The organism is Dechloromonas agitata is5 (genome assembly GCF_000519045.1).
In the GTDB taxonomy this organism is placed as follows: domain Bacteria; phylum Pseudomonadota; class Gammaproteobacteria; order Burkholderiales; family Rhodocyclaceae; genus Azonexus; species Azonexus agitatus.
Map to the genome: position 1 here is coordinate 3,489,090 of NZ_KI912532.1, position 24,829 is coordinate 3,513,918.

A 24,829-nucleotide genomic window follows, 5' to 3' on the forward strand; every position below is an offset into this window, starting at 1 on the left:
CTTGCAGATGGGGGAAGCGAACGTTTACATCCGCGCGATCATCGCATCGCCGAATTCGGAGCACGACACTTCGGTCGCACCTTCCATCAGACGGGCGAAATCGTAGGTCACGACCTTGTCACCGATGGCCGCTTCCATGCCCTTAATGACCAGGTTGGCCGCCTCAACCCAGCCAAGGTGACGTAGCATCATTTCGGCAGAGAGGATCAGCGAACCGGGGTTCACCTTGTCCAGCCCGGCGTACTTGGGCGCCGTGCCATGGGTCGCCTCGAAGCAGGCGTATTGGTCGGAAATGTTGGCCCCCGGTGCGATACCGATGCCGCCGACCTGGGCGGCCAGCGCATCGGAAATGTAGTCGCCGTTCAGGTTGGTGGTAGCGATCACGTCGTACTCGGCCGGCCGGAGCAGGATTTGCTGCAGGAAGGCATCGGCAATCGAATCCTTGATGATGATCTCGCGACCCGACTTCGGGTTGCGGATCTTGCACCATGGCCCGCCGTCGATCAGCTCGGCACCGAATTCATCCTGAGCCAGCTTGTAGCAGGTGTCACGGAACAGGCCTTCCGTGAATTTCATGATGTTGCCCTTGTGTACGATGGTCACCGACTTGCGGTCGTTGTCGATGGCGTACTTGATCGCGGCACGCACCAGGCGCGAGGTGCCTTCGACCGAAATCGGCTTGATGCCGATCCCCGAGCTTTCGGGGAAACGGATCTTCTTGACGCCCATTTCCTCCTGCAGGAACTTGACCATCTTCCTGGCGCCTTCCGAACCGACTGCCCACTCGATGCCGGCGTAGATGTCCTCGGTGTTCTCGCGGAAGATGACCATGTTGGTCAGTTCGGGATGCTTCAGCGGCGACGGAACCCCCTTGAAGTACTGCACCGGGCGAACGCACTGGTAGAGATCGAGTTCCTGGCGCAGGGCGACGTTCAGCGAGCGGATGCCGCCGCCGACCGGCGTCGTCATCGGCCCCTTGATGGAGACCGAATATTCCTTCAACGCATCGAAGGTTTCCTTGGGCAGCCACTCGTCCGGACCATACAGGCGGGTCGATTTCTCACCGGCGTAGACCTCCATCCAGTGGATCTTCCGCTGGCCGCCGTAAGCTTTCTCAACGGCCGCATCGATCACCTTGATCATCACCGGCGTGATGTCGATGCCGATGCCGTCCCCCTCGATGAAGGGAATGATCGGGTTGTCCGGAATCGCCTGTCCCGGAACGATTTTCGCGCCACCTTGCGGAACCTTGATGTGAGAAGCCATAGTCACTCCTTGCGTTGTTATGTGGACGACCCGAGCGGTCTGCCGTCTCCGGCAGGGTCTCCTCCGACGGGCAGTGAGGGGGATTATGGAGCAAAACAGCCGGGGCTGTCAGTGCTCGAAAGCCATGCGACGCTCACCGCTGCTGCCACCACCGCCAGACCCACCCTCCAGACGCGGCGCGCGGAAACGACGGGACAGCGTCGCTGCCGGCGTTTCCACCCAACGATAGAAGGCAGCGGCACACGCCAGGCTGGTCAGGAAAGCGACCAGCAATCCGGCAACCGCCATTTCCGGGGCAGTCCACCCAAGGCGCGCCCACAAGGCCCCCACCAGAACCAGGACCGGGAAATGGACCAGGAACAGGCTGAACGAAATCTTGCCCAGAGCGGCGATCCATCGGCTGCGCGGCCAGCGCTGGCCGAGGCCGGAGCGTTCGGCGACGAACAGGACCATTCCGAACACCATGGCGATCACCACGCGCCAGCGCCATTCGTAGAGTACGGCGAGCAGCATCAGCCCCTGGAAGGCCAGCAATTCGCGGCCGGCCCGGCGCATGACCGCCTTGTGCACCAGAATGCCCAGGAAGAAATAGGGAAAGAAATACAGGGCCCAGCTTTCGCCGCTCGGATCGAGGTTGAAATGGAACAGGGAATATATCGAACTCCCCCAGCCGAGCAGCGTAAACAGCCCGTCGCCCCCCTTGCCGAAGCGCTGCTGCAGAACCATCCCGAAGGCATAGCCGAAGCCGAGCTGGAAATTGATGCAGACGAACCACAAACCGGCCGACAGGGCCTCATAGCCAAGAATATCCTGCAGGAAGAACAGGTGGGCGAGGAACTGGGCCAGCGTCACCGGCTGGCCGAGCACCTCGTCGGGCACCCAGCCGCGCGCCAGTTCGTAGATCGGCAGGATGGCGAGGACAATAGCCAGATAGGGCAGGCCGAGCCGGCAATAACGCTGGATGACGAAACGGCCGAGCTGGTTGAAGCGCCAGACCCGGTTGCCGATGGTTTGTGCCGCGACAAAGCCGCTGACCACGAAAAAGACCTGAGTGGCTCGGGCGTATTTGGCCAGCCAGGACAACAAATCACCCAGCAACGGGGCTGCCCACTCGCTCAAGGGGGCATAGAGCGCGAAATGGTGCCAGAGGATGGTCAGCGCGGCAAAGGCGCGCAGGGCCTGGATGAACGAGGGTTGAAGAGGCGATGTCATGCCGGTACGCAACAACGAAAACCCGCCATTTTCTCACATCACACGCTCGCCAGCGCCCCCTTCCGGCCAGGTAGAAGATACGCGGCTTGTTTCGCGCAAGACGGCAATAAAAAAGCGAAGGCCGGACGACCTTCGCTTTTCCATGCAGCCGGCCCGAAAGCCGGCGATTTCTGCCAGATCAGGCCTGCATGGCCTTCAGCGCGGCATTCAGCGTCGGGCTCGGACGCATGATGGCCTTGCACTTCTCGGGATCGGCCTTGTAGTAGCCGCCGATATCGACCGGCTTGCCCTGCACCGTCTTCAGCTCGGCGACGATCTGCGCCTCGTTGTCGGTCAGCGTCTTGGCCAGCTTGGCAAAGTGGGCGGCCAGTTCGGCGTCTTCCTTCTGTGCCGCCAGTTCCTGGGCCCAGTACATCGCCAGGTAGAACTGCGAACCACGGTTATCGAGTTCGCCGGTCTTCGGCGACGGCGACTTGTTGTTGTCGAGCAGCTTGCCGGTCGCGGCATCCAGGGTCTTGGCGAGCAGCTTGGCGCGGGCGTTGTTTTCCTTGATGCCCAGCTCTTCCAGCGACACGGCCAGGGCCAGGAACTCACCGAGCGAATCCCAGCGCAGGTGGTTTTCCTGCGTCAGCTGCTGGACGTGCTTCGGAGCCGAACCGCCGGCACCGGTTTCGTACATGCCGCCGCCGTTCATCAGCGGGACAATGGACAGCATCTTGGCCGAGGTGCCCAGTTCCATGATCGGGAACAGGTCGGTCAGGTAGTCGCGCAGGATGTTACCGGTCACCGAGATGGTGTCGAGGCCGCGAGCAACGCGCTCCAGCGTGAAGCGCATGGCGCGCACCTGGCTCATGATGTGGATTTCGAGGCCAGTGGTGTCGTGATCCTTCAGGTACTTCTGGACCTTCTTGATCAGTTCGTTCTCGTGCGGACGGTACGGATCCAGCCAGAAGACGGCCGGCATGCCGGAGTTGCGGGCACGGGTGACGGCCAGCTTGACCCAGTCGCGGATCGGCGCATCCTTCACCTGGCACATGCGCCAGATGTCGCCGGCTTCGACATTCTGCGTCAGCAGCACTTCGCCGGTGTCGATATCGACGATGTTGGCGATGCCGTCCTCGGCGATTTCGAAGGTCTTGTCGTGCGAACCGTATTCCTCGGCCTGCTGGGCCATCAGGCCGACGTTCGGCACGGTGCCCATGGTCTTCGGATCAAAATTGCCATGCCACTTGCAGAAGTTGATCATCTCCTGATAGATGCGGGCGAAGGTCGATTCCGGCATGACGGCCTTGGCGTCGTACTGCTTGCCGTCGGCGCCCCACATCTTGCCGCCAGCGCGGATCATGGCCGGCATGGACGCATCGACGATGATGTCGTTCGGTGAGTGGAAGTTGGTGATGCCCTTGGCCGAGTCGACCATGGCCAGACGCGGACGGTGCTCCTGGCAGGCGTGCAGGTCGCGGATGATCTCGTCGCGCTTCGATTCCGGCAGGGTCTTGATCTTCTCGTAGAGGTCGACCATGCCGTTATTGACGTTGATGCCCAGCTCGGCGAAGGTCTTGGCGTGCTTCTCGAAGGCTTCCTTGTAGTAGATCTTGACGCAATGGCCGAAGACGATCGGGTGCGAGACCTTCATCATCGTCGCCTTGACGTGCAGCGAGAACAGGATGCCGGCCTCGCGGCAGTCTTCCAGTTCCTTCTCGTAGAAGTCGCACAGCGCCTTCTTGCTCATGAACATGGAGTCGATGATCTCGCCGTCCTGCAGCTTCACTTCCGGCTTCAGCACGATGGTCTTGCCGCCCTTGGCAACCAGCTCCATGCGGACGCGGCGGGCCTTGTCCAGGGTCAGGGATTTTTCACCATGATAGAAGTCGCCGTGATGCATGTGGGAAACGTGGGTCTGCGACCACTGCTTCCACTCGCCCATCGAGTGCGGGTGCTTGCGCGCGTAGTTCTTGACGGCGCCCGGCGCACGGCGGTCGGAGTTGCCTTCGCGCAGCACCGGGTTGACGGCGGAACCGAGGCACTTGCCGAAACGGGCCTTGAGGGCCTTTTCTTCGTCGGTGGTGGGGTTTTCCGGGTAATCGGGGATGGCGTAGCCCTTTTCCTGCAGTTCCTTGACGCAGGCCTTCAGCTGGGCGACGGAGGCCGAAATGTTCGGCAGCTTGATGATGTTGGTTTCCGGCAGCAGACACTTCTTGCCCAGCTCAGCCAGGGTGTTCGGCATGCGCTGCGCTTCCGGCAGCATGTCCGAGAATTCGGCAATCACGCGGGCGGACACGGAAATGTCGGCCTTCTCGATCTCGACGCCAGCCGGGTCGGTAAAGGTGCGGATGATCGGCAAGAACGAACACGTCGCCAACAGCGGCGCTTCGTCGGTCAGCGTGTAAATGATTTTTGACTTTCCACCAGCCATGAATATCCCCTTGCGTTGGATTGAGTTTTTGGGGCCGAGGGCTACTTTCGACCCTTTGTGAACCGGTTTGCAGCAGCAAAACATTGGAAGTATCGGCCGCTGCCGCATCTCAGTCAACGAAATGCCTTTTCACATTGCGATTTCGCTGCAAATTCATACACATCCGACCGTCGACCGGGTGCTAATATCCGGCGCAGCGCTCTCCCCCCATCCATCATGAAAATATCCGTCGGCCTCTACGGCACCAATGCCCACCAGATCGCCCTGGCCATGATCCAGGGGTTCAACAAGCACTACACGCTGTTCCGGCAGACCAGCCGTGAGGCCAAAACCCGCTTCGAAGCGGCCGACTGGCTGGGTGTGCACAAGGCTGTCAAGGAGCGCATCCGCTTCTACGATGACCGGGTCGACGAATGTGTCGAGCGCCTGCGCCACGAGTTCGATGCCGCATCGATCGACGATGCCACCTGGCAGCAGATCAAGCTGCTCTACATCGGGCTGCTGCTCAACCACAAGCAACCGGAACTGGCCGAGACCTTCTTCAATTCGGTAACGACCAAGATCCTGCACCGCAATTATTTCCACAACGATTTCATCTTCGTCCGCCCGACCATTTCGACTGAAAACCTCGAAGGTGACGATACCCAGACTTACCGCAGCTACTACGCCAAGGAGGAAGGCCTGCGCGGCGCAATCCATGAAATCATTGCCGATTTCACCTGGCAGCGTCCCTTTGCCGATCTGGAACGCGACATCGAGCACATCTACCACGCGGTGCACCGTTTCCTGAACGGCATGCCGCGCCGCGAGGTCAATTTCCAGATCCAGGTGCTGGCCTCGGCGTTCTACCGGAACAAGGCGGCCTACATCATCGGCAAAGCGATCAACGGGGCGAGCGAATACCCTTTCGCCATCCCCGTGCTGCACGACGATGCCGGTCAGCTGTATGTCGACACCATCCTGCTCGACGCCTGGCGCATCGGCCTGCTCTTCTCGCTGTCGCGCGCCTATTTCATGGTGGACATGGAAGTACCGTCCGGCTACGTGCAGTTCCTGCGCTCGATCATGCCGGCCAAGCCGCGCTCCGAGATCTACATCATGCTCGGCCTCGGCAAGCAGGGCAAAACGATGTTCTTCCGCGATTTCATCTACCACCTGCACCACTCGGAAGACCAGTTCATCATGGCCCCCGGCATTCGCGGCCTGGTCATGCTGGTCTTCACGCTGCCCTCCTATCCGTACGTCTTCAAGATCATCAAGGACGTCTTCGGCAGTTCGAAGGAGATGGATCAGGCGACGGTCAAGCGCAAGTTCATGATGGTCAAGCAGGTCGACCGCGTCGGACGCATGGCCGACACGCTGGAATTCTCCAACGTGATGTTCCCCCTCAAGCGCTTCGACGACGAGGTACTCGACGAACTGCGCCGGCTCGCTCCCTCCAAATTCGAGATCGACGGCGACCAGCTGATCATCAAGCACCTGTATATCGAACGGCGCATGGAGCCGCTCAACATCCACCTCGATCGCATGGACAAGAGCAACAACGTCGAGGGGCTGGAGCACGCCATCAAGGAGTACGGCAGCGCCATCCGGGAGCTGGCACAGGCCAACATCTTCCCGGGCGACATGCTGTGGAAGAACTTCGGCATCACCCGCTTCGGCCGCGTCGTCTTCTACGATTACGACGAAATCGAATACATGACCGACATCCACTTCCGCAAGATTCCGCCGGCGCCGGATTTCGAAACGGAGATGTCGGGCGAGGTCTGGTACCCGGTCCATCGCGGCGACGTCTTTCCCGAGGAGTTCGCCACCTTCCTGCTGGGCTCGCCCATGGTGCGCAAGCTCTTCCTCAAGCACCACAAGGATCTGCTGTCCCCGACATTCTGGCAGGAGGCCCAGGCAAAGATCCGCAGCGGCCACGTCGAGGATTTCTTCCCCTACCCGCAGGAACTGCGCTTCGCGAACATTCCCCTGCCTGATCAATGAGGAATGACCGAGACCCTGACAACAGGGGAGCCTGCTCCGCCCGTCACGCCAACCCACGTGTCCTTGACGCAACAACATGAATTCAACGATGACCCATGCCCGCAGCAACTGCGTCATCAATGCGCCAAGGATCCGCTTTTCAAAACCTCAAGGAGAACCCCATGTCGCTTACCCTGGCGGTTGCCCGGGAGAGTGCGGACGGTGAAAACCGAACCGCCCTCTCACCCGAGACAGCCAAGAAATTTGCCGCGCTCGGTACCCGGCTCCGCATGGAGCAGAGTGCCGGTACCAGCAGTCACTTCCTCGACCCGGATTACACCGGGGTCGAATTCGTCCCCGGCTTGACGACTGCCTATGCCGGCGCCGACCTGGTCCTGCGCGTCACCCCGCCGACGCTGGCCGAAATTGCCGCCCTTCCCGAAGGATCGGTGCTGATCGGCCTGCTCAAGCCCTACGAAAGCCGCGAACGCCTGGCTGCCCTCAATGCCCGCCGGATCACCGCCTTCGCCCTCGAACTGCTGCCGCGCATCTCGCGCGCCCAGAGCATGGACGCCCTGTCCAGCCAGGGCGCCTGCGCCGGCTACCAGTGCGGCCTGATCGCTGCCGCCCGGTGCACCAAGTTCTTCCCGATGCTCACCACCGCCGCCGGCACCATCCGCCCGGCCCGCGTGCTGGTCATTGGTGCCGGCGTCGCCGGCCTGCAAGCCATCGCCACCTGCAAGCGTCTCGGCGCCATGGTCGAGGCCTACGACGTCCGCGCCGCTGCTCGTGAACAAATCGAATCGCTCGGCGCCAAGTTCGTCGATACCGGTGTTTCGGCCGATGGCACCGGCGGCTACGCCCGCGAACTGACCGCCGAGGAAAAGGCCGCCCAGGCCGAGAAGCTGGCCAAGGCCGTCGCTGCCGCCGACGTGGTGATCACCACCGCGGCGATCCCGGGCAAGAAGGCGCCGGTGATCATCACCCGCGACATGGTCGGCCGCATGAAGTACGGCGCCATCATCGTCGACATGGCTGCCGAATCCGGCGGCAACTGCGAACTGACGCAGCCGGGCGAGCACGTCATCGCCAACGATGTGAACATCCACGGCCCGCTCAACCTGCCGTCGCGCATGCCGACCCACGCCTCGGAGTTGTACGCCAAGAACGTCTACAACTTCCTGTCGCCGTGGATCAAGGACGGCCAGCTGAATTTCGACTGGACCGACGAAGTGCTCGCCGGCACCGTGCTGTGCAAGGACGGCGCGACGGTCCACGCCACGGTCAAACACGTTCTGGGAGAAGCCTGATGGACGGCCTGCTCGCGTTGTACATCTTCATGCTCGCCGCCTTCACCGGCTACGAGATCATCGCCAAGGTGCCGGTCATCCTGCACACCCCGCTGATGTCGGGTTCCAACTTCATCCACGGCGTCGTCGTGGTCGGTTCCATGATCGCACTGGGTAACGCCGACACCGTCATCGAACAGGCCATCGGCTTCTTCGCCGTGGCGCTGGGCGCCGCCAACGCGGCCGGCGGCTACGTGGTGACCGAGCGCATGCTCGGCATGTTCAAGAAGAAGGAGGCCTGAACATGACGCTCCCCATTTACGTTCAAGGCGCCTGGTTTGCCGGGGCCGCGCTGTTCATCTTCGGCCTGAAAGGCATGAGTTCGCCGGCCAGCGCCCGCAAAGGCATCGTCATCGCCGGCTACGGCATGCTGATCGCCATCGCCGCCACCTTCCTGATTCCCGGCCTGAAGAACCTGGCCCTGATGGCCGTGGCCCTCGCCGTCGGCGGCGCGGCCGCCTGGATCTCCGGCCAGAAGGTCAAGATGACCGACATGCCGCAGATGGTCGCCATCTACAACGGCATGGGCGGCGGCGCGGCGGCGGCGATTGCCGCCATCGAGTTCGCCCGGGGCGATGCGCACAGTACCGTGACCACGATACTGGCGGTCCTGGGGGCGTTGATCGGCGCGGTGTCCTTCACCGGCTCCTGCGTTGCCTGGGCCAAGTTGCAGGGGGTGCTGAAAAAAGCCATCCGGCTGCCGGCGCAGAATGCGGTCAACGTCCTGTTGGCACTCAATGCGGTCGGCCTCGGTGCGGCGATGGTGGTCATGGCCCCGGCCCAACCGGAACTGATCCTATTCTTTTTTGCCGTCTCGCTGATTCTCGGCCTGATCGTCACGCTGCCCATCGGCGGTGCCGACATGCCGGTGGTCATCTCGCTGTTCAACGCCTTCACCGGCCTGGCCGTCGGCTTCGAGGGCTACGTGCTCGGCAACCCGGCGCTGATCATTGCCGGCATCGTCGTTGGCGCGGCCGGTACGCTGCTCACCCAGTTGATGGCCAAGGCGATGAACCGGCCGCTCTCCAACATCCTGTTCACCCCGCTGGTGGCCAGCGGTGGGGGCGAGGCGATCAGCGGCTCGATGAAGGAAGTCGGCGCCATCGATGCGGCGGCGATGATGCGCTACGCCAGCAAGGTCATTATCGTGCCGGGCTACGGCATGGCGGTGGCCCATGCCCAGCACAAGGTGTGGGAAATGACTGAGATCCTGGAGGAAGCCGGCGTCGAGGTAAAGTTCGCCATCCACCCGGTGGCTGGCCGCATGCCGGGCCACATGAACGTGTTGCTGGCCGAGGCCGGCGTGCCGTACGACAAGATTTTCGATCTGGAGGAAATCAATGGTGAGTTCGGCCAGGCCGACGTGGCGCTGATCATCGGTGCCAACGACGTGGTCAATCCATCGGCACGTACCGACAAGGCCAGCCCGATCTACGGCATGCCCATCCTCAACGCCGACCAGGCGCAGAACGTCATCGTGATCAAGCGCGGCAAGGGCACCGGCTACTCCGGCGTCGAGAACGCGCTGTTCTACACTGACAACTGCCGCATGCTGTATGGCGATGCGCAGCCGATGACCGGCGAGATCATCCAGCATCTCAAAACGATGGGCTGATACACCCCTGTCATATTCGACAGAAATACCAAAGCCGGTACAATGCCGGGGTTTACCCTAAACGGACCCCCGGCATGAAACGCATCGATGATCTGCTGATCCGGTTGACCGCCGCCGCCAGCCTAGGCTTGTGGCTGTGGTCAATGGCCGTTGGGCCGGTGACGACCCACGCCTTCCTCGGCACGACCGCCCTGCTGCTCGCCGCAACGCTGCTTTCGGTACGCGAACGCCGCCGCTGGAAAGCTCGTCAGGCAGACTACGTCAACAACCTGAATGCCGTGATGTCCGAGTACCACGTGCTTTCCGACGATGCGATGGCCCACGCACAGCTCCAGTTTGCCTCGCTGGAGCAGGAAATGCATGAAGCCCAGGAGGTCATCCGTGCCTCGGTCAATCGCATCTCCGGCAGTCTGACTGGCCTCGAATCGCAATCATCCAACCAACGTCAGGTACTCGCCTCGCTGATCGACCAGATGTTGCAAATGACCGAATCCGGCGGCAGCGCTGATCAGGAGCAAATCAGCCTGCAACGCTTCTTCGACGAGACCAACGCGCTGATCGGCGAGTTCGTCGCCAAGATGACGCAACTGCAATCGACCAGCCAGGGTATCGCCAGCAGCTTCGAGCAGATGCAGGGCCAGGTGACACGCATCACCGGATCCCTCAACGATATCGCCGGCATCACCAAGCAGACCGACCTGCTCGCCCTCAACGCCGCCATCGAAGCCGCCCGGGCGGGCGAAGCCGGCCGCGGGTTCGCCGTCGTTGCCGACGAGGTACGCAACCTGGCGGCCCGTACCGGCGAATTCAACATAGACATCCGCAACGGCCTGAGCGACATCCTGAACTCGCTGGAAAACGTCGGGGCGCGCATTACGGAAGCGACCAGCATCGACATGAGCATCGCCGAGAAATCGCGTGCCACGCTGCATGAACTCGGTAGTGAGCTGATCGAACTGACCGGCAAGGCCCGCGAGCATTCCCGCCACATCACCGCCGTCACCGAGCAGATGCACAGCCTGACTCAGGAAGGCGTGATGGCGATGCAGTTCGAGGACATCGTGACGCAGATGATGGATCGCATCACCCAGCGCGCCAACAACGTCGGCGAATATATGAATGCCTTCCTGGCCCTGCACCATGACGATGAAGCCGACGGCCTGCAACGCTTCAAGAAACGCAGCCAGAAGCTCGTCGACCTGCTGGTCAGCTCGCACGTCAAGAGCGACGCCATCCAGTCCAGCAATGCGGCCAGCAACGCCAAGGCGGCCAGCGACGGGGAAATCGAGCTGTTCTGACAGCTATCGCCCGTGACCGAACATGGACCTCGGCCAACTGCTCGACCTCCTCGGTGAAAACGCCACGATCACCCTTGCCGGGCTGCTGATCGGCACCCTGTTCGGCTTCTTCGCCCAACGTTCCCGCTTCTGCCTGCGCTCGGCCGTCGTCGAATTCTGGAACCGTCAGGGCAGCGCTCGCCAAGCCATCTGGCTTTGCGCCTTTTCCGCCGCCATCATCGCGACCCAGACCTTCATTGCCCTCGGTTGGCTCGATGTCTCGCAGGCCCGGCAACTGGCGGCCACCGGCAGCCTGTCGGGCGCCCTGCTCGGCGGTGTGCTTTTCGGCATCGGCATGATCCTGGCTCGTGGCTGCTCCTCGCGCATGCTCGTACTGGCCGCCAACGGCAATCTGCGTGCCCTGCTCACCGGGTTGATCTTCGCCGTCACCGCCCAGGCCTCGCTGAGTGGTTCGCTGGCCCCGCTGCGGCAATGGCTGTCCGGGCTATGGACCATCGCGGGAGGAGCCGGCCGCGACCTGCTGGCCACCGCCCATGTCGGCCATTTCGGTGGCCTGCTGTTCGGCCTGCTTTGGCTGGCCGCCGCCCTTCATTTCACGCGGCGCAGCCGTCTACCGCATCGCGAATGGCTGGGCGGCATCGGCACCGGCCTGATGATTGCCTTCGCCTGGCTGGCCACCTACCGCGTCGGTCGCGAAGCCTTCGACACTATCGTGCCGGTGCAAAGCTTGAGTTTTACCGGCCCTTCCGCCGACGTGCTGATGCTGGTGCTCTCCGCCCCGGACCGCCCCTGGGATTTCGATATCGGCCTGGTTCCCGGGGTCGTGCTGGGCTCCTTCATCGCCGCCCTGTGGGGCCGGGAACTGAAGCTGGAGGGATTCCGGGACGGCCACAGCATGCGCCGCTACATTGCCGGCGCCATCTGCATGGGTTTCGGCGGCATGCTGGCCGGAGGCTGCGCGGTCGGTGCCGGCGTTTCGGGTGCCGCCATCTTCGCACTGACCGCCTGGCTGTCACTGATCGGCATGTGGCTCGGCGCCGGACTGACCGACCGGCTGATCGACCATCCTGAGCGTAGTCAGCCGACGCTGAGCGATCCGCTCAAAACGCCAGATACCCAGCCCTGATCACAAGCCGCGCAGGTACTCGGCGACGGCGCGCGCCTCGTCGATCGACAGCCGCTTGGCGATATCCTGCATCTGGGCGTTGTCGTTGGTGCGCTTGCGCTCTTCGAAAAGGTTCAACTGGGTCTCGATATACAGCGTGTGCTGCCCGGCGATACGCGGCAGGGTATCCGAACCGGCCCCCTTGTCGCCATGGCAGTCGCGACAGGGCTGCAAGCCGGTCTCCGGGTTGCCCTGCGTATAGAGCCGCTCGCCGACTGCCCGCATGTCGCCATAGGCCGATTTGCCCTGCGATGGTTGCTGCCGGCTGAAATAGTGCGCCACGGCGCGCATGTCATTCTCGTCCATGTCGGCGACGATCTTGCGCATATCGCTGCTTTCCCGCTCGCCAGTCTTGAAGTTGCGCAACTGCTTGAGCAGGTAAGCCTCGTTCTGGCCGGCCAGTTTGGGGTACAAGGGGCTGGAGCTGTCGCCGGTCGCCCCATGGCAAAGAAAGCATTTGCCCATCACCATTTCCTCGCCGCGCTGCAACAGGGCCTCGTCAGCCACTGCTGGGGTGGCAAACCAACTGGCGGCCAAGGCGAATCCGGCAAGAAGGCGGCGCATCATGCCTTGCCCGTACTGCCGAAACCGCCGTCACCCCGATGGCTGGCGTCAAAATCGTCGACAATGTTGAAGCCCACCTGCAGCACCGGCACGATGACCAACTGCGCGATACGATCGAGCGGATTGATCGTGAATGCTGTCTGGCTGCGATTCCACACCGACACCATCAACTCGCCCTGGTAATCGCTGTCGATCAGGCCGACCAGGTTGCCGAGCACGATGCCATGCTTGTGACCCAGGCCGGAACGCGGCAGGATCATCGCCGCCAGGCCGGGATCGGCCAGGTGGATGGCCATGCCGGTCGGCACCAGGGTGGTCTGGCCCGGCTCGACATGGAGTGGCGCGGTGACACAGGCCCGCAAGTCGAGGCCGGCTGAACCGGGCGTGGCATAGTGCGGCGGGCTTTCGCGCAGGCGGTTGTCGAGAATCTTGACGTCGATCTGGTGCATCAGTCTTTTCCTGTCAGCAATTGAGCAATGTGCTCGACCAGTTGCCGGGCGAGCACGGATTTGGGCGCCGGTGCCAAGGGATGCGTTCCCGCATCGTCGAACAGCACCAGGCGGTTGTCGTCGCCGCCAAAACCGTCCTGGATCAGGTTGCCGGCGATCAGCGGAATATTCTTCTTGCGCCGCTTGGTCTGGGCGTAGGCTTCGAGATTCTGGCTCTCGGCGGCGAAGCCAACGCAGAACGGGCCATCCTTCAAGGCCGCGACCTCAGCCAGGATATCGGGGTTCTCGACCAGTTCGATGGGCGGGATGCCGCCGCTATCCTTCTTCAGCTTGTGCTCGGCGGCGTTGGCGACGCGGTAATCCGCCACCGCCGCCACACCGATGAAGATGTCGGCCTCGGCGGCCCGCGCCATCACGGCAGCGTGCATGTCCAGGGCGCTCTGTACCTTGACCCGCTCGACTCCCTGCGGCGCAGCCAAACCGACCGGCCCGGAGACCAGCGTCACCTCGGCACCGGCCTGCTGCGCTGCCCGCGCCACGGCGTAGCCCATGCGACCGGACGACAGGTTGGTAATGCCGCGCACCGGATCGATGGCCTCGAAGGTCGGGCCGGCCGTCATCAGCAGCTTGCGGCCAGCCAGCACTTTGGGGGCGAAAAAGGCGATCACCGCCTCGACGATCTCCTCCGGCTCCAGCATGCGGCCAGCGCCCACTTCGCCGCAGGCCTGCTCGCCGCTCGCCGGGCCGAGGATGCCCACCCCGTCGACGGCCAATTGCGCGACGTTACGCCGGGTCGCCGGGTTTTCCCACATCTGGCGATTCATCGCCGGCGCCACCAGCAGGGGGCAATCGCGGGCCAGCACCATGGTCGCCAGCAGATCATCGGCCATGCCGTGCGCGATGCGGGCCAGGAAATCGGCCGAGGCCGGGGCAACGATGATCAGATCGGCCTGCCGGCTGAGGTCGATATGCGCCATGGCGTTCGGCATCCGCGCATCCCACTGGTCGAGATAGACCGGCTTGCCGGACAGCGCCTGGAAGGTCGTCGCCGTAACGAAATGCGTCGCCCCTTCGGTCATCGCCACCTGTACGTCGGCGCCCTGCTTGCCAAGCAGGCGAACCAGCTCGGCCGCCTTGTAAGCCGCGATGCCGCCGGTTACACCGAGGACGATACGCTTTCCCTTTAATTCCATTGTCTTAAATGTAAAATTGGACTCCGCACATTCTATCTACGCTTGGTACGAAAATGGCGATCACTGACTGGCCGGAAGGCGAACGACCCCGCGAACGGCTGCTGGCCCACGGCCCGGCCGCCCTCTCCGACGCCGAATTGCTGGCCATCTATTTGAGAGTGGGTGTCAGGGGCAAGAGTGCCGTCGATCTCGCCCGCGACCTGCTGCACCGCTTCGACGGTCGTCTCGGCCAACTGGTTGAAGCCTCGCTCGACGAGATGGCCAGCGTGTCCGGCATCGGCCTGGCCAAGGCGGCCCAACTGAAGGCCAGCTTCGAACTGGCCCGCCGTGCCCTGAGCCAGGAAATGGCCACCCGCGACAACTTCACCTCGCCCGGCAAGGTACGCGACTGGCTGCGCCTGAAACTGGCCCATCGGCCGCAGGAAGTATTCATGGCGCTCTGGCTGGATGCGCAGAATCATTTATTGAAGGCCGAGGAACTGTTCACCGGCAGCCTGACCCAGACTTCCGTCTACCCGCGCGAAGTGGTCAAGTCGGCACTCTCTCATAATGCGGCCGCCGTCATCCTGGCGCACAACCACCCGAGCGGCCTGGCCGAACCGTCGCGCGCCGACGAAATGCTGACCCACTCATTGAAGGAAGCGCTGGCCCTGGTCGACGTCAAGGTGCTGGACCATTTCATCGTCGCCGGCACCGCCACGCCGCTCTCCTTCGCCGAGCGCGGCCTGCTGTGAAAATGCAGAAACCCCTTGATCCCATTCAGGACTTTTGGTTATAATCACGGGCTTTCTTCTAGCGAATTCTGGAGCACCATCATGGCGCGAGTCTGCCAAGTCACGGGTAAAGCCCCGATGGTTGGGAACAACGTTTCCCACGCCAATAACAAAACGAAGCGCCGCTTCCTGCCGAACCTGCAGTATCGTCGTTTCTGGGTTGAAACTGAAAACCGCTTCGTGCGTCTGCGCGTTTCCAACGCCGGTCTGCGCATCATCGACAAGAAGGGCATCGAAGCCGTTCTAGCCGATCTGCGTGCCCGCGGCGAAGTCTAATAAGGAAGGATACGAAAAATGGCTAAAGGCGGTCGCGAAAAGATCAAGCTGGAATCCACGGCTGGCACCGGACACTTCTACACCACTTCCAAGAACAAGCGCACGACGCCTGAGAAGCTGGAGTTCATGAAGTACGATCCGAAGGCCCGTAAGCACGTCGCTTACAAGGAAGTCAAGCTGAAGTAATTCAGCTCACTCCGGCATTCGACAAACCCGCCTTTCGGCGGGTTTTGTTTTTTCTGGCCTCTTCTCAGGCCATTTCCCTGCGCCGGAAGAGCAGAACGGCGTAAACGACAATACCGGCGTAGATCACCAGCGACCAGTTGGCCATCGACAGGCCGAGAAACTCCCATTCCCGGCTGGTGCAGAAGCCGGTGGCGAGGAACAGGGAAGGCATCTGCATGCCCAGCCAGTCGACGATGCGCTCGAATATATTCGGGTCGGTAAAGCTGCACTCGGGCGCCAGATGAGGGTAGGCCTGCATCCAGGTCTGGTAGGCCGCAACGCCGAAACCCACCCCACCCAGCACGACGGACAGGGCACACCACAGCAGGCGGCCGGCCGGCAAGGCAAAGCCGAGCAGTCCGATGCAGCCGATCAGGATATAGAGCAAGCGCTGGAAAATGCACAACGGACAAGGCGCCAGGCGCAACATGTTCTGCAATTCCACACCAAAGACGACCAGCCCGAAGCAACCTGCACCCAGTGTGACAAACCAGGCCCGGACGGGAACATTCGACCAAATCATCGGCAACATCCTGAATAGTGAGCAGCCTGCATTTTACGGCATCGCCAGGCTGGACCGTCGTTCGGCCGACCGTTAAGATTGCCGGATGAACACACGCATCCTCCTTGTCGAAGACGACGAACGGCTGGCCGAACTGACGGCCGAGTACCTCTCCAAGAACGACCTGCAGGTTTCCGTCGAACCGCGCGGCGACGTTGCCGAGACCCGTATCCTGGCCGAACAGCCCGATCTGGTGATCCTTGACGTGATGTTGCCCGGCAAGGATGGTTTCGAGGTCTGCCGCGCCATACGTCCCCAGTATCGCGGCGTGATCCTGATGCTGACCGCCCGCGACGAGGACTTCGACCAGATTCTCGGCCTCGAGATGGGTGCCGACGACTACATCGCCAAACCGGTGCAGCCGCGCGTCCTGCTCGCCCGCATCAAGGCCCTGCTGCGCCGCCTGCCCAGCCCCGGCGAGACCCCGGCCGGCGAAGCCGACACCATGGTCTTCGGCCAGTTCCGGATCAGCCAGGCAACACGTACGGCCTCCCTTGCCAGCCAGAGCATCGACCTGACGACCGCCGAATTCGACTTGCTCTGGCTGCTCGCCTCGCACGCCGGCAACGTACTGTCGCGCGACGACCTGCTGCAGGAATTGCGCGGCATCGGCTTCGACGGCCTTGACCGCTCGATCGACGCCCGGATTTCCCGCTTGCGCAAGAAGCTGAACGATGACCCGGAGAACCCGACCCGGATCAAGACCGTGCGCGGCAAGGGTTATTTGTTCAGCAAGCATGACTGGAACTGAAACACCGGCCGACCGCAGCCCGCAGAAGGAACAGAACCAGGGCCTGGCGCGCTCACTGTTCCGGGTTTCGCTACCGCGCTGGCGGGGCAGCCGCTACAGCCTGTCACGGCTGTTCTTCAACTTCTATCTGCTGGCCATGGGCTCCTTCGTGGCCATTGCCTTCACTGCCGACTTTGTCATCTCGACTGCCCAGCGCGGTATCACGGACGACTACGCACGCCGCTTCATGCGCGGCACGATCACCCTGATCGAAGACGAATTGTTCCGCCATCCCCGCCGGGAATGGCAGAAGCGGATCAAGGACATCGACGAGAAGTTCTCCTACAAGCTGGGTATCGTCGAACGCATCACGCTCGACCGCACCCTGACCCCATCCCAGGTCACCAAGCTGGACGCCGGTGACATCGCCATCGACCACGACGGCGACATCATGTACCACCGCCTCGGCACCTCCAGCCAGGTTCTCGTCGTCGGCCCGCTGGCCTCCAACCGCAACCCGGAACTGACCGACCGCATGCCGCTCGAACTGCGCCTGCGGCTGCTCACCTGGAGCCTGATCGGCGTCATCTTCGCCATCGCGCTGTGGTTCTGGATCCGCCCGATCTGGCGCGACCTGGAAGCCCTGCGTCAAACAGCCCGCGACCTGGGCGACGGCCATTTCGACACCCACACGCCGAGCGCCCGAACCCAGCTGTTCGCCCCGCTGTCGGACACGATGAACAGCATGGCCGAACGCATCCGGCAATTGCTGGCCACCCATCGCGAACTCTCCTGCGGCATTTCGCACGAGCTGCGAACCCCGATCGCCCGCATGCGTTTCGCCCTCGAAATGCTGAGCGAAACCGACGAGCATGCGGAACGCGAACGGCTATGGGCGATGATGGAAGCCGACCTCGACGAACTCGACCAGTTGATCGACACCAGCCTGACCTATGCCCGCTTCGAGCGCGAAGCACCGGAGGCACATTTCTCCAGCGTCAAATTCGCCGAATGGCTGGCCGACGAAGTCGATTCCGTCCGCCTGCTTGGCCGCCGACTGGAAGTCACGGTCGACACCAGCCGGCTGCCCGAGAATATCTGCGTCGACCTCGACCGCAAGGCCATGCCCTACGCCCTGCGCAACCTGCTGCGCAACGCCTTCAAGTACGCCAGCCAGCGCATCTCGGTCAACGCCGAGCTGGTCGGCAACGACATCCATATCCATGTCGACGATGACGGTATCGGCATTCCGCCCGAGGAACGCGAGCACATCTTCTCGGCCTTCACCCGCCTCGACCGCTCGCGTGACCGCTCGACCGGCGGCTACGGGCTCGGTCTGGCGATTGCCCGGCGCGTCCTCGAACTGCACGGCGGCACGGCGACAGCCGACGCCTCGCCGCTCGGCGGTGCCCGCCTCACGCTAAGCTGGAAGGCCCACCAATAGGGCTTCTTCGCCGGTTACACAGCGTCACACAAGATCAAAACCCGTTACTGCTGCGCAACGCGGCCGCAACAGACGACCCGGGGTTGCCTCCGTAGAATGCAAGGCATGTCAGATAACAAAGCCCATCAAGAGGACGACGAGGAAATGATCAAAATGAACATCAAGCAATTTATCGAAGCCGCCCGCCAGTACCTGTTCGGACTGGCCCCCGCCCAACCCGCCCTGGCCACCATTCCCGTCCGTCAGGATCGCTGATGGCCTTTGCGGACAACCTGCCGATCAGCGAATCGATCGGCGTCTTTGTCGGAATCACCGGTTACGACTGGCTCGCCGAAGGCCAGGCCGAACCGCTCAAGGCAGCCATTGCCGCAGTCGCCGCCGGCGGCATCATCGCCATCGCCCGCGCCTTGTTGAAACACCGCAACAAGGGCTGAACCGCTTACCCTCCTCTCGAATTTCCCCCGATTCGAGACCTCCCTGTTACCCCGCCCGCGTGGCGGGGTTTTTTTTGGCGCATGAGGGAAAACTCAATAACTCAGGCGCAAGGTCAACCAGTGCACCTTGTCGGCGATACGCAACCACTGGCGTCCCTCTTGCGATTCATTGGCCATTTGCACGGTGTAGGCCAATTCGCCCCGGGCGCCTCCGATGTGGAAACTTTTGCCAAGCCGCCAGTCGAAACGTTCGCTGGCCTGAATCGGTTCGCCATTTCGCCGCCAACGCATCGGCGAGGCGCGGAAATACATGACCGACGCGGTCACGTCAAAAGGCAATTTCTGAATCAGCATTGCGGATTGGGAATGGGCCGGGGCGGAGTCGCGAGTCTGGTTAGCAATCTTCGGCACGTTGCTGAAATCGTCCGCAACCCGCGAGCTATCGGTGAAATCGGCCTCGATCGTAATCAGTGCATTCCCGTAGATCAGCCGGGTCGTTTCGAATGGTCGCCACTGCAACTGGTATTCATACCCCTTGATCCGAACCTTCTCCAGATTTGCCGCCCCATCGGCACGACCATAGATATAGGTTGCGTAGTTCAAGCTGGCATTTTGCCGCGTTGTCATGCTGTCCTGTTGATCCGGCGTCGAGGCTGGCAGAGGTAGCGGCAGTATCTGGATGTAATTGGGAACCCTCTCGCTGAACAGCCGCACATCGAGACTGGCCCGGTAATGCTTGAGTTCGGCCAAATAGCCGACTTCAACCATGTCGATGCGTTCCGGTTCCACACCTTGCGCCAGATAGGCGATATCCAGCAAGCCGGTAACGCTGTCGCGCCGCTCGAAACGCCCCGAAGTTTCATACAAGCTGGGGTTCCGGTGGGCGCGCGACATGCCGAAACGCACGGTATGACCGGGCAGGACGTGATAGCTCACGCTCAGGCGCGGGTCGAACATCCAGCCAACCACGCTGTCATGCTCCAGGCTCGCACCGGCATTGAGCAACAACGACTGGAAAGGGCGATATTCCAGGTTGCCAAAACCACGATAGGCAAAGCGCTCGCGCCATCCCGACGTCGAGAATTGCCCATAAGAAGTCACTTCGGTGAACTTGGCCCCCAAACCCCAGACGGCTCGGGTCGACGCGGAAAGAGACAAACGATGTTCCAGTTCGGCCTCGTGCAGCATCGAACGCCCCCCCGGGTCGTAGGAGAATCGCACGGGCGCCGAAGCGCCGGAAACCGTGGTGATGTTCTGCTGCCGCCAGTAACGGCCATACGCCCAGTCTTCCGTGTAGTTATAGCGCAAGCGGAGTTCATCGGTGGTCTACAACACGCGACGCCACTGTACGCCCAGTGCCGTCGATGACTGCTCCAGATTACGGAGTGGGTCCGACGTCGTGGGTACCGGCCGACCGAATTGCGACAAATCCCGCGCGAATGTTCCGGTCAGTTGCAAGTCGTCCCGCTCGGAGAGGGGCAGGTCGACACGCAGATCAAACAACTGGGATTGGCGATTGTCTGGGGAATAGGTCGCTGTTTTCCAATCGTCGTAGGAGGCCCTCTGGAAACCGTCATCCTGAAGGGAGCGGTAGGTCAGCCGGACGTTGGCGTCGCCGATGCTCTCACCCCAGCGCACCATTTCATCGCGGATACCGTTATTGCCGTGGTTGGCGGAAACCTGCCAACCCTTGGTCAAGGCGGGGTCCATCGTGATGATGTTGACTACGCCCATGAAAGCGTTGGAACCGTATGAAACGGTATTCGAGCCACGAATGACTTCAATGCGCTCGATGTTTTCCAGAGCGACCGGCAGGAGATTCCAGTTCACCCCGGATTTGAACAGCGGCGAGTACTGCGAGCGCCCATCGACCAGCACCTGTACTCGGGAACCGTACTCATCGCCGGAGAGGCCGGTATTCAGGCCGTGATAAACCACGTTGGCCGGATCCTGATTGTGCGAAGTGACCTGGAAACCAGGCACCAGGCGCAGCAGATCCTCGACTGTCCGCATGCCGGAAGCGCGGATCATTTCCTGATCGATGATGGTGACCGAGGCTGGCGTTTCGGATAGTTGCTGCGGTAACCGACTGACTGAGGCGACGAGCGGCAGGCTGGAGAAGAAGATGTTCTCTTCGGCCCGGGTCGCGAAAGCCGTCAGCGTGCCCAGAGCAACGAGGGACAAGCGCAAGCAAAATCGGGAAACAGGACCAGTCTTGATATTCACGGCATCCATCCGTCGGGCCGGCACTGCGCAGACTCCAGCCCCCCTGGAATCACTTGAATTTTGGTCAGTGGCCGGCCCCGATCTTAACAAGATTTGATCCCTGAAAAACTAGGGTAAAAACGAGGCCAACGCCGAAAATGACAAGGCTATATGCCGCTCAGCACGCGCACTTCGCGCTGCGGGAAGGGAATCGAAATGCCGTTTTCCTTGAAGGCGCGCCAGATGGCGAAATTGATGTCGGAGACGATGTTGCCCTTGCCCTCTTCCGGGTCGTTGATCCAGAAACCGAGCTCGAGATTGATCGCACTGTCGGCGAACTGGGTCAGGAAAAACTTGGGAGCGGGTTCAGCAAGCACCCGCGGATGGGCCTTGGCAGCCTCGACCATCAATCGGCCGGCCAGTTCGAGGTCGCTGTCGTAGGCGACACCAACGCTGGTCGCCAGGCGGATCTGCGAATTGGAATAGGTCTGGTTCTGCACCGTGGTGCCAATCAGGGTTTCGTTGGGCACGATGAACTCGGTGCCGCCGGGATGTCGGAGCACGGTGTAGCGCGTCGTGATCTGCGTTACCTCGCCGACGTCGCTGCCGACCTGGACGATGTTGCCGATACGGATCGAGCGGTCGAGCAGGATGATGAAGCCGGAAACGTAGTTGCTGGCGATCTTCTGCAGACCGAAGCCGAGGCCGACGCCAAGGGCGCCGGTGAACACCGACAGCGCGGTCATGTCGATACCGACCAGCGCCAGGCTGGCCAGGATGGCGACGACGGTCAACACGGCCTTGGCGACACGCACGCCAACGATGCGCAGATTGGCGTCGAGGGTCTGGATGCGCATCAGCCTGGCCTCGACGACGCCGGCGATCCACAGCGCGAAGACGACGGTCAGGAAGACGGTGACGATGCCGCGCAACACCGTCCACAAGTCGATGTGCTGCTTGCCGATGTGGAACTGCACCCTTTCCATGGCGTCGATAACATAAGGCGCCAGATCGGTGATGTAGAGCGCCAGCCAGCCCCAGACCAGGGTGGCGATGATGCGCTCCCAGGCGGTCAGCCAGGTTGCTTTCGGGAAAGCCTGGCGCAGCACGAAGATGACGCCGCGGACCAGCGCCATCGAGCCAAGCAGCGGCATGGCCAGCTTGAGCAGATGGGTGTGCTGGAAGTTGTCGAGCACGGTAATCGCGATCCCCGTCAGCACCATGCCGGTCAGCGGAAAGGCCAGGCGGGCACTGGCATCGTTCAGGCGCCCCGAACCTTCGGCATGGCGGCTGCGCCACCAGCGGGCGATGAGCAGCGCCGTGCCGATGCAGACGATCAAGGCGGCCACCTGCCAGATGAAATCCGGCTCGCGAATGTCGGCCAGCAGATTGTTGATCAGGCGCAGGGCCTGGCTTTTCTCGCTCATGCCTTGCGCTCCATTGCAGCGGCAAAGAAGCCGTCGGTGTTGTGCTTGTGTGGCAGCAGGCGCAGCACATCACCATCGCAGGCGATACTCTGCTTGCCGAGGATGCCGTTGGCCGGCAACAGACTGAAATCAGGGTGTTTTTCGAGGAAGGCGGCAACGATGGCGTCGTTCTCTTCGGCCAGCAGGCTGCAGGTGGCGTAGACCAGGCGACCGCCGGGGCGCACCAGCGTCGACGCCGCATCAAGGATGGATGCCTGCTTGACGGTCAACTCGGCGATCGATTTTTCATCCTGCCGCCATTTGAGGTCCGGATTGCGGCGCAGCGTGCCGAGGCCGGAGCACGGCGCGTCGACCAGCACGCGGTCGGCCTTGCCGGCCAGGCGCTTGATCTTCTGGTCGCGCTCGTGCTCGATGCGGGCCGGATGGACGTTGGACAGGCCGGAGCGGGCCAGGCGCGGCTTCAGGTTGGCCAGGCGCTTGTCGGACACGTCGAAGGCATAGAGGCGGCCGGTATTGCGCATCAGGGCGCCGAGCAGCAGGGTCTTGCCGCCGGCCCCGGCGCAGAAGTCGACGACCATCTCGCCGCGCTTCGGTTCGAGCAGGAAGCCGAGCAACTGGCTGCCCTCGTCCTGCACTTCGAAAGCGCCGTCGAGGAAAAGCGGGTGCTTGGCCAGCGCCGGCTTGTCGCGCAGGCGAACGGCGAGCGGCGACAAGGCGCCCGGTTGTGCCGCGATATCGTCGGCGGCGAGCTTGGCGAGCAAGGTATCGCGGTCGGTTTTCAGGGTATTGACGCGCAGGTCGAGAGGAGCCGACTGGTTCATCGCCCGGGCCAGCGCCGGCACCTCGTCGGCGCCGAATTGCACTGCCAACCGTTCATACAACCAATCCGGCAGGTCGCAGCGCACGGCAGCCGGCCAGTCGGCATCCGACATGGCCTTGACCTCGGCCAGCCAGCCTTCCTCATTCGCTTTGAGCACCGGTGCCAGTTCGCGCTGGCTCCAGCCCCGGACAACGGCCAGCGTGGCGAGCAGGCGGCGACGGTCGGACAACTGCCCGGCACAACGGGCTTCGATGCTGCGCCCGCGCCGCAGCACGGCGAACACCGTTTCGGCGACGAACGCCCGGTCGGCATGGCCCAACTGGCGATGCTCGCGGAAATAGCGGGAAACAACGGCGTCAGCCGGGTGATCGAAGCGCAGCAACTGGCCAAGAACGGCCTCGGCATGGGCAAACAGGGCGGGGGTGAAACGGGCTTTCATGGAGTTCCTAATTCGGTGGCGATCTGCTCGTAAATGTCGCCTTTCTTGTCGGTGAACCGTATTTTAACCGGCAGGCGATGATGATCGAGGGCAAGCCAGATTTCGGTCACGCTGTCGGTCATCGCCCGCAAGTGCAGGGTGCGGAAATGGCCGGCCGGCGTCTCCAGCGCCTCCTCGCCGAGCGAATCGAGGGCGTAGCGCTCGTACTTCTTGCCGGTGACGACGCCGATCGAGGCGCCCTCTTCTGGCTTGGGCAGATAGGCGAGATGGTAGTTGAGCGACAGGACATCCTGCGTGCCCGGCGCTATCGGTCGTACCTGACCGTCGCGCGACAGCGTGACCTGGGTGGCCGGCCAGTCGAAATCGGCATTTTCGTTGGCATCCCGGCCATTCTTGCGCGTCCGATACTGCTCGGGCTGCAGGCCACCGGCGATCAGGCGCCCCGTGCTCTCGTTCTCGAAACGGACGGACTTGAAGAGGGCGACCAGGCCACTCGTTTCGGTCATGCCGTAGAGGTGGTAGCGGCCATCCTCGCTGAATTCCCAGCGATGCTCGGCACGTCCGATCTGGAAGCCCTGGGTGCCCATCAAGATGGCAAAGCGGATGACGCCGCGGGCCGGCAAGTGGGGCTTGGCCGGCTCCGGCGGAGGAGCAGGCGGGGCCGTAGCGACCGGGCCTTCCGCAGCAGCCGATTGGTCTGCTTCGGCGGCGGCCGGCACAACCGACGACGGCTGATCCGTTGCGACGGCCGAGTGGAGCGGGCGGTGCGCCACGGGCGCCCTGCTCCCGGCCTTGGCGGCAGGCTTTGCTTTGGCCGCATCGCGTACGACTTGCCGGGGGGACTCAACCGGCGGTGTGGTGGGCGGCGGCTGCAAATCGGCACGCAGCATAACCGGCTCCTCCGTACCGCCGCCGAACAGTTCGACATCCGGCCCGAACAATGCCGCCGCATGGATGCCCAGCGAAGCCGCCAGCGCCAGGACGATGGCGATGGGCATC

25 protein-coding genes are annotated in these 24,829 nt (G+C 62.5%); 13 read left to right on the top strand and 12 right to left on the bottom strand.

The genetic code is table 11. The features are described from left to right. Positions 1 to 24 precede the first annotated feature (24 nt). From icd to K420_RS0117025, 3 genes are all read right to left on the bottom strand, one after another. Positions 25 to 1,266 (bottom strand): NADP-dependent isocitrate dehydrogenase, encoded by a 1,242-nt coding sequence (icd, locus tag K420_RS0117015; RefSeq protein ID WP_027459107.1) that lies wholly within the window; start codon positions 1,264 to 1,266, stop codon positions 25 to 27. A gap of 108 nt (positions 1,267 to 1,374) precedes the next feature. Further along, positions 1,375 to 2,478 carry an acyltransferase family protein gene (locus tag K420_RS19420; protein WP_051453227.1) on the bottom strand — a complete coding sequence of 368 codons (1,104 nt, stop codon included), beginning with the start codon at positions 2,476 to 2,478 and terminating at the stop codon, positions 1,375 to 1,377. Between the two features lie 178 nt (positions 2,479 to 2,656). Continuing rightward, the gene (locus tag K420_RS0117025) at positions 2,657 to 4,894 is read right to left on the bottom strand and encodes an NADP-dependent isocitrate dehydrogenase (RefSeq protein ID WP_027459108.1); all 2,238 of its coding nucleotides are present in this window, start codon (positions 4,892 to 4,894) and stop codon (positions 2,657 to 2,659) included. A gap of 216 nt (positions 4,895 to 5,110) precedes the next feature. Here K420_RS0117025 and aceK point away from each other — a divergent pair, with 216 nt between their 5' ends. The 6 genes from aceK (at position 5,111) to K420_RS0117055 (ending at position 12,250) form a co-directional block, all read left to right on the top strand. Beyond that, complete coding sequence (gene aceK / locus K420_RS0117030; RefSeq protein WP_027459109.1) at positions 5,111 to 6,883, top strand: bifunctional isocitrate dehydrogenase kinase/phosphatase; 1,773 nt, start codon at positions 5,111 to 5,113, stop codon at positions 6,881 to 6,883. A gap of 161 nt (positions 6,884 to 7,044) precedes the next feature. Next, the gene (locus K420_RS0117035; protein ID WP_027459110.1) at positions 7,045 to 8,172 is read left to right on the top strand and encodes an NAD(P) transhydrogenase subunit alpha; all 1,128 of its coding nucleotides are present in this window, start codon (positions 7,045 to 7,047) and stop codon (positions 8,170 to 8,172) included. Then, a complete protein-coding gene (locus K420_RS0117040; RefSeq protein WP_198293878.1) occupies positions 8,172 to 8,453 on the top strand; it encodes an NAD(P) transhydrogenase subunit alpha in 282 nt (93 codons plus the stop codon). Before K420_RS0117035 ends, K420_RS0117040 begins: the two co-directional genes overlap by 1 nt. A gap of 2 nt (positions 8,454 to 8,455) precedes the next feature. Further along, the gene (locus K420_RS0117045; RefSeq protein WP_027459112.1) at positions 8,456 to 9,826 is read left to right on the top strand and encodes an NAD(P)(+) transhydrogenase (Re/Si-specific) subunit beta; all 1,371 of its coding nucleotides are present in this window, start codon (positions 8,456 to 8,458) and stop codon (positions 9,824 to 9,826) included. 74 nt (positions 9,827 to 9,900) lie between these two features. Next, positions 9,901 to 11,124 (top strand): methyl-accepting chemotaxis protein, encoded by a 1,224-nt coding sequence (locus tag K420_RS0117050; protein WP_027459113.1) that lies wholly within the window; start codon positions 9,901 to 9,903, stop codon positions 11,122 to 11,124. A 22-nt stretch (positions 11,125 to 11,146) separates the two neighbouring features. Further along, positions 11,147 to 12,250, top strand: a complete 1,104-nt coding sequence (locus K420_RS0117055) for a YeeE/YedE family protein (protein ID WP_027459114.1) — start codon at positions 11,147 to 11,149, stop codon at positions 12,248 to 12,250. Here the strand turns inward: K420_RS0117055 and K420_RS0117060 are convergent, their stop codons facing one another. The 3 genes from K420_RS0117060 to coaBC are packed head-to-tail and all read right to left on the bottom strand — an operon-like array spanning position 12,251 to position 14,495. Beyond that, complete coding sequence (locus tag K420_RS0117060; RefSeq protein WP_035854973.1) at positions 12,251 to 12,856, bottom strand: c-type cytochrome; 606 nt, start codon at positions 12,854 to 12,856, stop codon at positions 12,251 to 12,253. Next, positions 12,853 to 13,302: a dUTP diphosphatase gene (dut, locus tag K420_RS0117065; RefSeq protein WP_027459116.1), complete on the bottom strand. Its 450-nt coding sequence runs from the start codon at positions 13,300 to 13,302 to the stop codon at positions 12,853 to 12,855. The genes K420_RS0117060 and dut overlap by 4 nt, the downstream gene beginning before the upstream one ends. Continuing rightward, positions 13,302 to 14,495, bottom strand: coding sequence for a bifunctional phosphopantothenoylcysteine decarboxylase/phosphopantothenate--cysteine ligase CoaBC (gene coaBC / locus K420_RS0117070; RefSeq protein WP_027459117.1), 1,194 nt, complete (start codon positions 14,493 to 14,495; stop codon positions 13,302 to 13,304). Before coaBC ends, dut begins: the two co-directional genes overlap by 1 nt. Before the next feature lie 53 nt (positions 14,496 to 14,548). Between coaBC and radC the strand changes: the two genes are divergently transcribed. From radC to rpmG, 3 genes are all read left to right on the top strand, one after another. After that, complete coding sequence (gene radC / locus K420_RS0117075; RefSeq protein ID WP_027459118.1) at positions 14,549 to 15,229, top strand: RadC family protein; 681 nt, start codon at positions 14,549 to 14,551, stop codon at positions 15,227 to 15,229. 81 nt (positions 15,230 to 15,310) lie between these two features. Then, a complete protein-coding gene (gene rpmB, locus K420_RS0117080) occupies positions 15,311 to 15,544 on the top strand; it encodes a 50S ribosomal protein L28 (RefSeq protein ID WP_027459119.1) in 234 nt (77 codons plus the stop codon). Positions 15,545 to 15,562: 18 nt separating this feature from the next. After that, the gene (rpmG, locus tag K420_RS0117085; RefSeq protein ID WP_011288870.1) at positions 15,563 to 15,730 is read left to right on the top strand and encodes a 50S ribosomal protein L33; all 168 of its coding nucleotides are present in this window, start codon (positions 15,563 to 15,565) and stop codon (positions 15,728 to 15,730) included. A gap of 64 nt (positions 15,731 to 15,794) precedes the next feature. Here rpmG and K420_RS0117090 read toward each other — a convergent pair whose 3' ends face one another. Beyond that, the gene (locus tag K420_RS0117090; RefSeq protein WP_027459120.1) at positions 15,795 to 16,292 is read right to left on the bottom strand and encodes a disulfide bond formation protein B; all 498 of its coding nucleotides are present in this window, start codon (positions 16,290 to 16,292) and stop codon (positions 15,795 to 15,797) included. 85 nt (positions 16,293 to 16,377) lie between these two features. Between K420_RS0117090 and K420_RS0117095 the strand changes: the two genes are divergently transcribed. The 4 genes from K420_RS0117095 (at position 16,378) to K420_RS0117110 (ending at position 18,939) form a co-directional block, all read left to right on the top strand. Beyond that, complete coding sequence (locus tag K420_RS0117095) at positions 16,378 to 17,082, top strand: winged helix-turn-helix domain-containing protein (RefSeq protein ID WP_027459121.1); 705 nt, start codon at positions 16,378 to 16,380, stop codon at positions 17,080 to 17,082. Beyond that, positions 17,069 to 18,505, top strand: a complete 1,437-nt coding sequence (locus tag K420_RS0117100) for an ATP-binding protein (protein ID WP_027459122.1) — start codon at positions 17,069 to 17,071, stop codon at positions 18,503 to 18,505. The genes K420_RS0117095 and K420_RS0117100 overlap by 14 nt, the downstream gene beginning before the upstream one ends. A 105-nt stretch (positions 18,506 to 18,610) precedes the next feature. Further along, positions 18,611 to 18,760 carry a hypothetical protein gene (locus K420_RS20660; RefSeq protein ID WP_157275143.1) on the top strand — a complete coding sequence of 50 codons (150 nt, stop codon included), beginning with the start codon at positions 18,611 to 18,613 and terminating at the stop codon, positions 18,758 to 18,760. Then, complete coding sequence (locus K420_RS0117110) at positions 18,760 to 18,939, top strand: hypothetical protein (RefSeq protein WP_027459123.1); 180 nt, start codon at positions 18,760 to 18,762, stop codon at positions 18,937 to 18,939. Before K420_RS20660 ends, K420_RS0117110 begins: the two co-directional genes overlap by 1 nt. A 93-nt stretch (positions 18,940 to 19,032) precedes the next feature. On the opposite strand, the gene K420_RS0117115 is transcribed toward K420_RS0117110, so the two are convergent. The 5 genes from K420_RS0117115 to K420_RS0117135 all read right to left on the bottom strand — a co-directional run bounded on the left by K420_RS0117115 (position 19,033) and on the right by K420_RS0117135 (position 24,828). After that, entirely contained in the window at positions 19,033 to 20,247 is a 1,215-nt protein-coding gene (locus K420_RS0117115; RefSeq protein ID WP_157275144.1) for a TonB-dependent receptor plug domain-containing protein, read from the bottom strand. Between the two features lie 18 nt (positions 20,248 to 20,265). Next, complete coding sequence (locus K420_RS0117120) at positions 20,266 to 21,129, bottom strand: TonB-dependent receptor plug domain-containing protein (protein WP_027459125.1); 864 nt, start codon at positions 21,127 to 21,129, stop codon at positions 20,266 to 20,268. Between the two features lie 182 nt (positions 21,130 to 21,311). Then, the gene (locus K420_RS0117125) at positions 21,312 to 22,571 is read right to left on the bottom strand and encodes a mechanosensitive ion channel family protein (RefSeq protein WP_027459126.1); all 1,260 of its coding nucleotides are present in this window, start codon (positions 22,569 to 22,571) and stop codon (positions 21,312 to 21,314) included. Continuing rightward, on the bottom strand, positions 22,568 to 23,830 hold the full coding sequence (locus K420_RS0117130; protein ID WP_027459127.1) for an RsmB/NOP family class I SAM-dependent RNA methyltransferase: 1,263 nt from the start codon (positions 23,828 to 23,830) through the stop codon (positions 22,568 to 22,570). Before K420_RS0117130 ends, K420_RS0117125 begins: the two co-directional genes overlap by 4 nt. Next, positions 23,827 to 24,828: a DUF3108 domain-containing protein gene (locus K420_RS0117135; RefSeq protein ID WP_027459128.1), complete on the bottom strand. Its 1,002-nt coding sequence runs from the start codon at positions 24,826 to 24,828 to the stop codon at positions 23,827 to 23,829. The genes K420_RS0117130 and K420_RS0117135 overlap by 4 nt, the downstream gene beginning before the upstream one ends. Position 24,829 lies beyond the last annotated feature (1 nt).

Bases quoted from the DNA above. Each gene is read 5' to 3' on its own strand.
- aceK (WP_027459109.1), top strand. From the start codon at position 5,111: ATGAAAATATCCGTCGGCCTCTACGGCACCAATGCCCACCAGATCGCC.
- rpmG (WP_011288870.1), top strand. From the start codon at position 15,563: ATGGCTAAAGGCGGTCGCGAAAAGATCAAGCTGGAATCCACGGCTGGC.
- K420_RS19420 (WP_051453227.1), bottom strand. From the start codon at position 2,478: ATGACATCGCCTCTTCAACCCTCGTTCATCCAGGCCCTGCGCGCCTTT.
- K420_RS0117035 (WP_027459110.1), top strand. From the start codon at position 7,045: ATGTCGCTTACCCTGGCGGTTGCCCGGGAGAGTGCGGACGGTGAAAAC.
- K420_RS0117060 (WP_035854973.1), bottom strand. From the start codon at position 12,856: ATGATGCGCCGCCTTCTTGCCGGATTCGCCTTGGCCGCCAGTTGGTTT.
- K420_RS20660 (WP_157275143.1), top strand. From the start codon at position 18,611: ATGTCAGATAACAAAGCCCATCAAGAGGACGACGAGGAAATGATCAAA.
- K420_RS0117090 (WP_027459120.1), bottom strand. From the start codon at position 16,292: ATGATTTGGTCGAATGTTCCCGTCCGGGCCTGGTTTGTCACACTGGGT.
- coaBC (WP_027459117.1), bottom strand. From the start codon at position 14,495: ATGGAATTAAAGGGAAAGCGTATCGTCCTCGGTGTAACCGGCGGCATC.
- K420_RS0117135 (WP_027459128.1), bottom strand. From the start codon at position 24,828: ATGCCCATCGCCATCGTCCTGGCGCTGGCGGCTTCGCTGGGCATCCAT.
- K420_RS0117100 (WP_027459122.1), top strand. From the start codon at position 17,069: ATGACTGGAACTGAAACACCGGCCGACCGCAGCCCGCAGAAGGAACAG.
- K420_RS0117050 (WP_027459113.1), top strand. From the start codon at position 9,901: ATGAAACGCATCGATGATCTGCTGATCCGGTTGACCGCCGCCGCCAGC.
- K420_RS0117045 (WP_027459112.1), top strand. From the start codon at position 8,456: ATGACGCTCCCCATTTACGTTCAAGGCGCCTGGTTTGCCGGGGCCGCG.
- icd (WP_027459107.1), bottom strand. From the start codon at position 1,266: ATGGCTTCTCACATCAAGGTTCCGCAAGGTGGCGCGAAAATCGTTCCG.
- K420_RS0117095 (WP_027459121.1), top strand. From the start codon at position 16,378: ATGAACACACGCATCCTCCTTGTCGAAGACGACGAACGGCTGGCCGAA.
- K420_RS0117125 (WP_027459126.1), bottom strand. From the start codon at position 22,571: ATGAGCGAGAAAAGCCAGGCCCTGCGCCTGATCAACAATCTGCTGGCC.
- K420_RS0117110 (WP_027459123.1), top strand. From the start codon at position 18,760: ATGGCCTTTGCGGACAACCTGCCGATCAGCGAATCGATCGGCGTCTTT.
- K420_RS0117040 (WP_198293878.1), top strand. From the start codon at position 8,172: ATGGACGGCCTGCTCGCGTTGTACATCTTCATGCTCGCCGCCTTCACC.
- radC (WP_027459118.1), top strand. From the start codon at position 14,549: ATGGCGATCACTGACTGGCCGGAAGGCGAACGACCCCGCGAACGGCTG.
- K420_RS0117130 (WP_027459127.1), bottom strand. From the start codon at position 23,830: ATGAAAGCCCGTTTCACCCCCGCCCTGTTTGCCCATGCCGAGGCCGTT.
- rpmB (WP_027459119.1), top strand. From the start codon at position 15,311: ATGGCGCGAGTCTGCCAAGTCACGGGTAAAGCCCCGATGGTTGGGAAC.
- K420_RS0117025 (WP_027459108.1), bottom strand. From the start codon at position 4,894: ATGGCTGGTGGAAAGTCAAAAATCATTTACACGCTGACCGACGAAGCG.
- K420_RS0117055 (WP_027459114.1), top strand. From the start codon at position 11,147: ATGGACCTCGGCCAACTGCTCGACCTCCTCGGTGAAAACGCCACGATC.
- dut (WP_027459116.1), bottom strand. From the start codon at position 13,302: ATGCACCAGATCGACGTCAAGATTCTCGACAACCGCCTGCGCGAAAGC.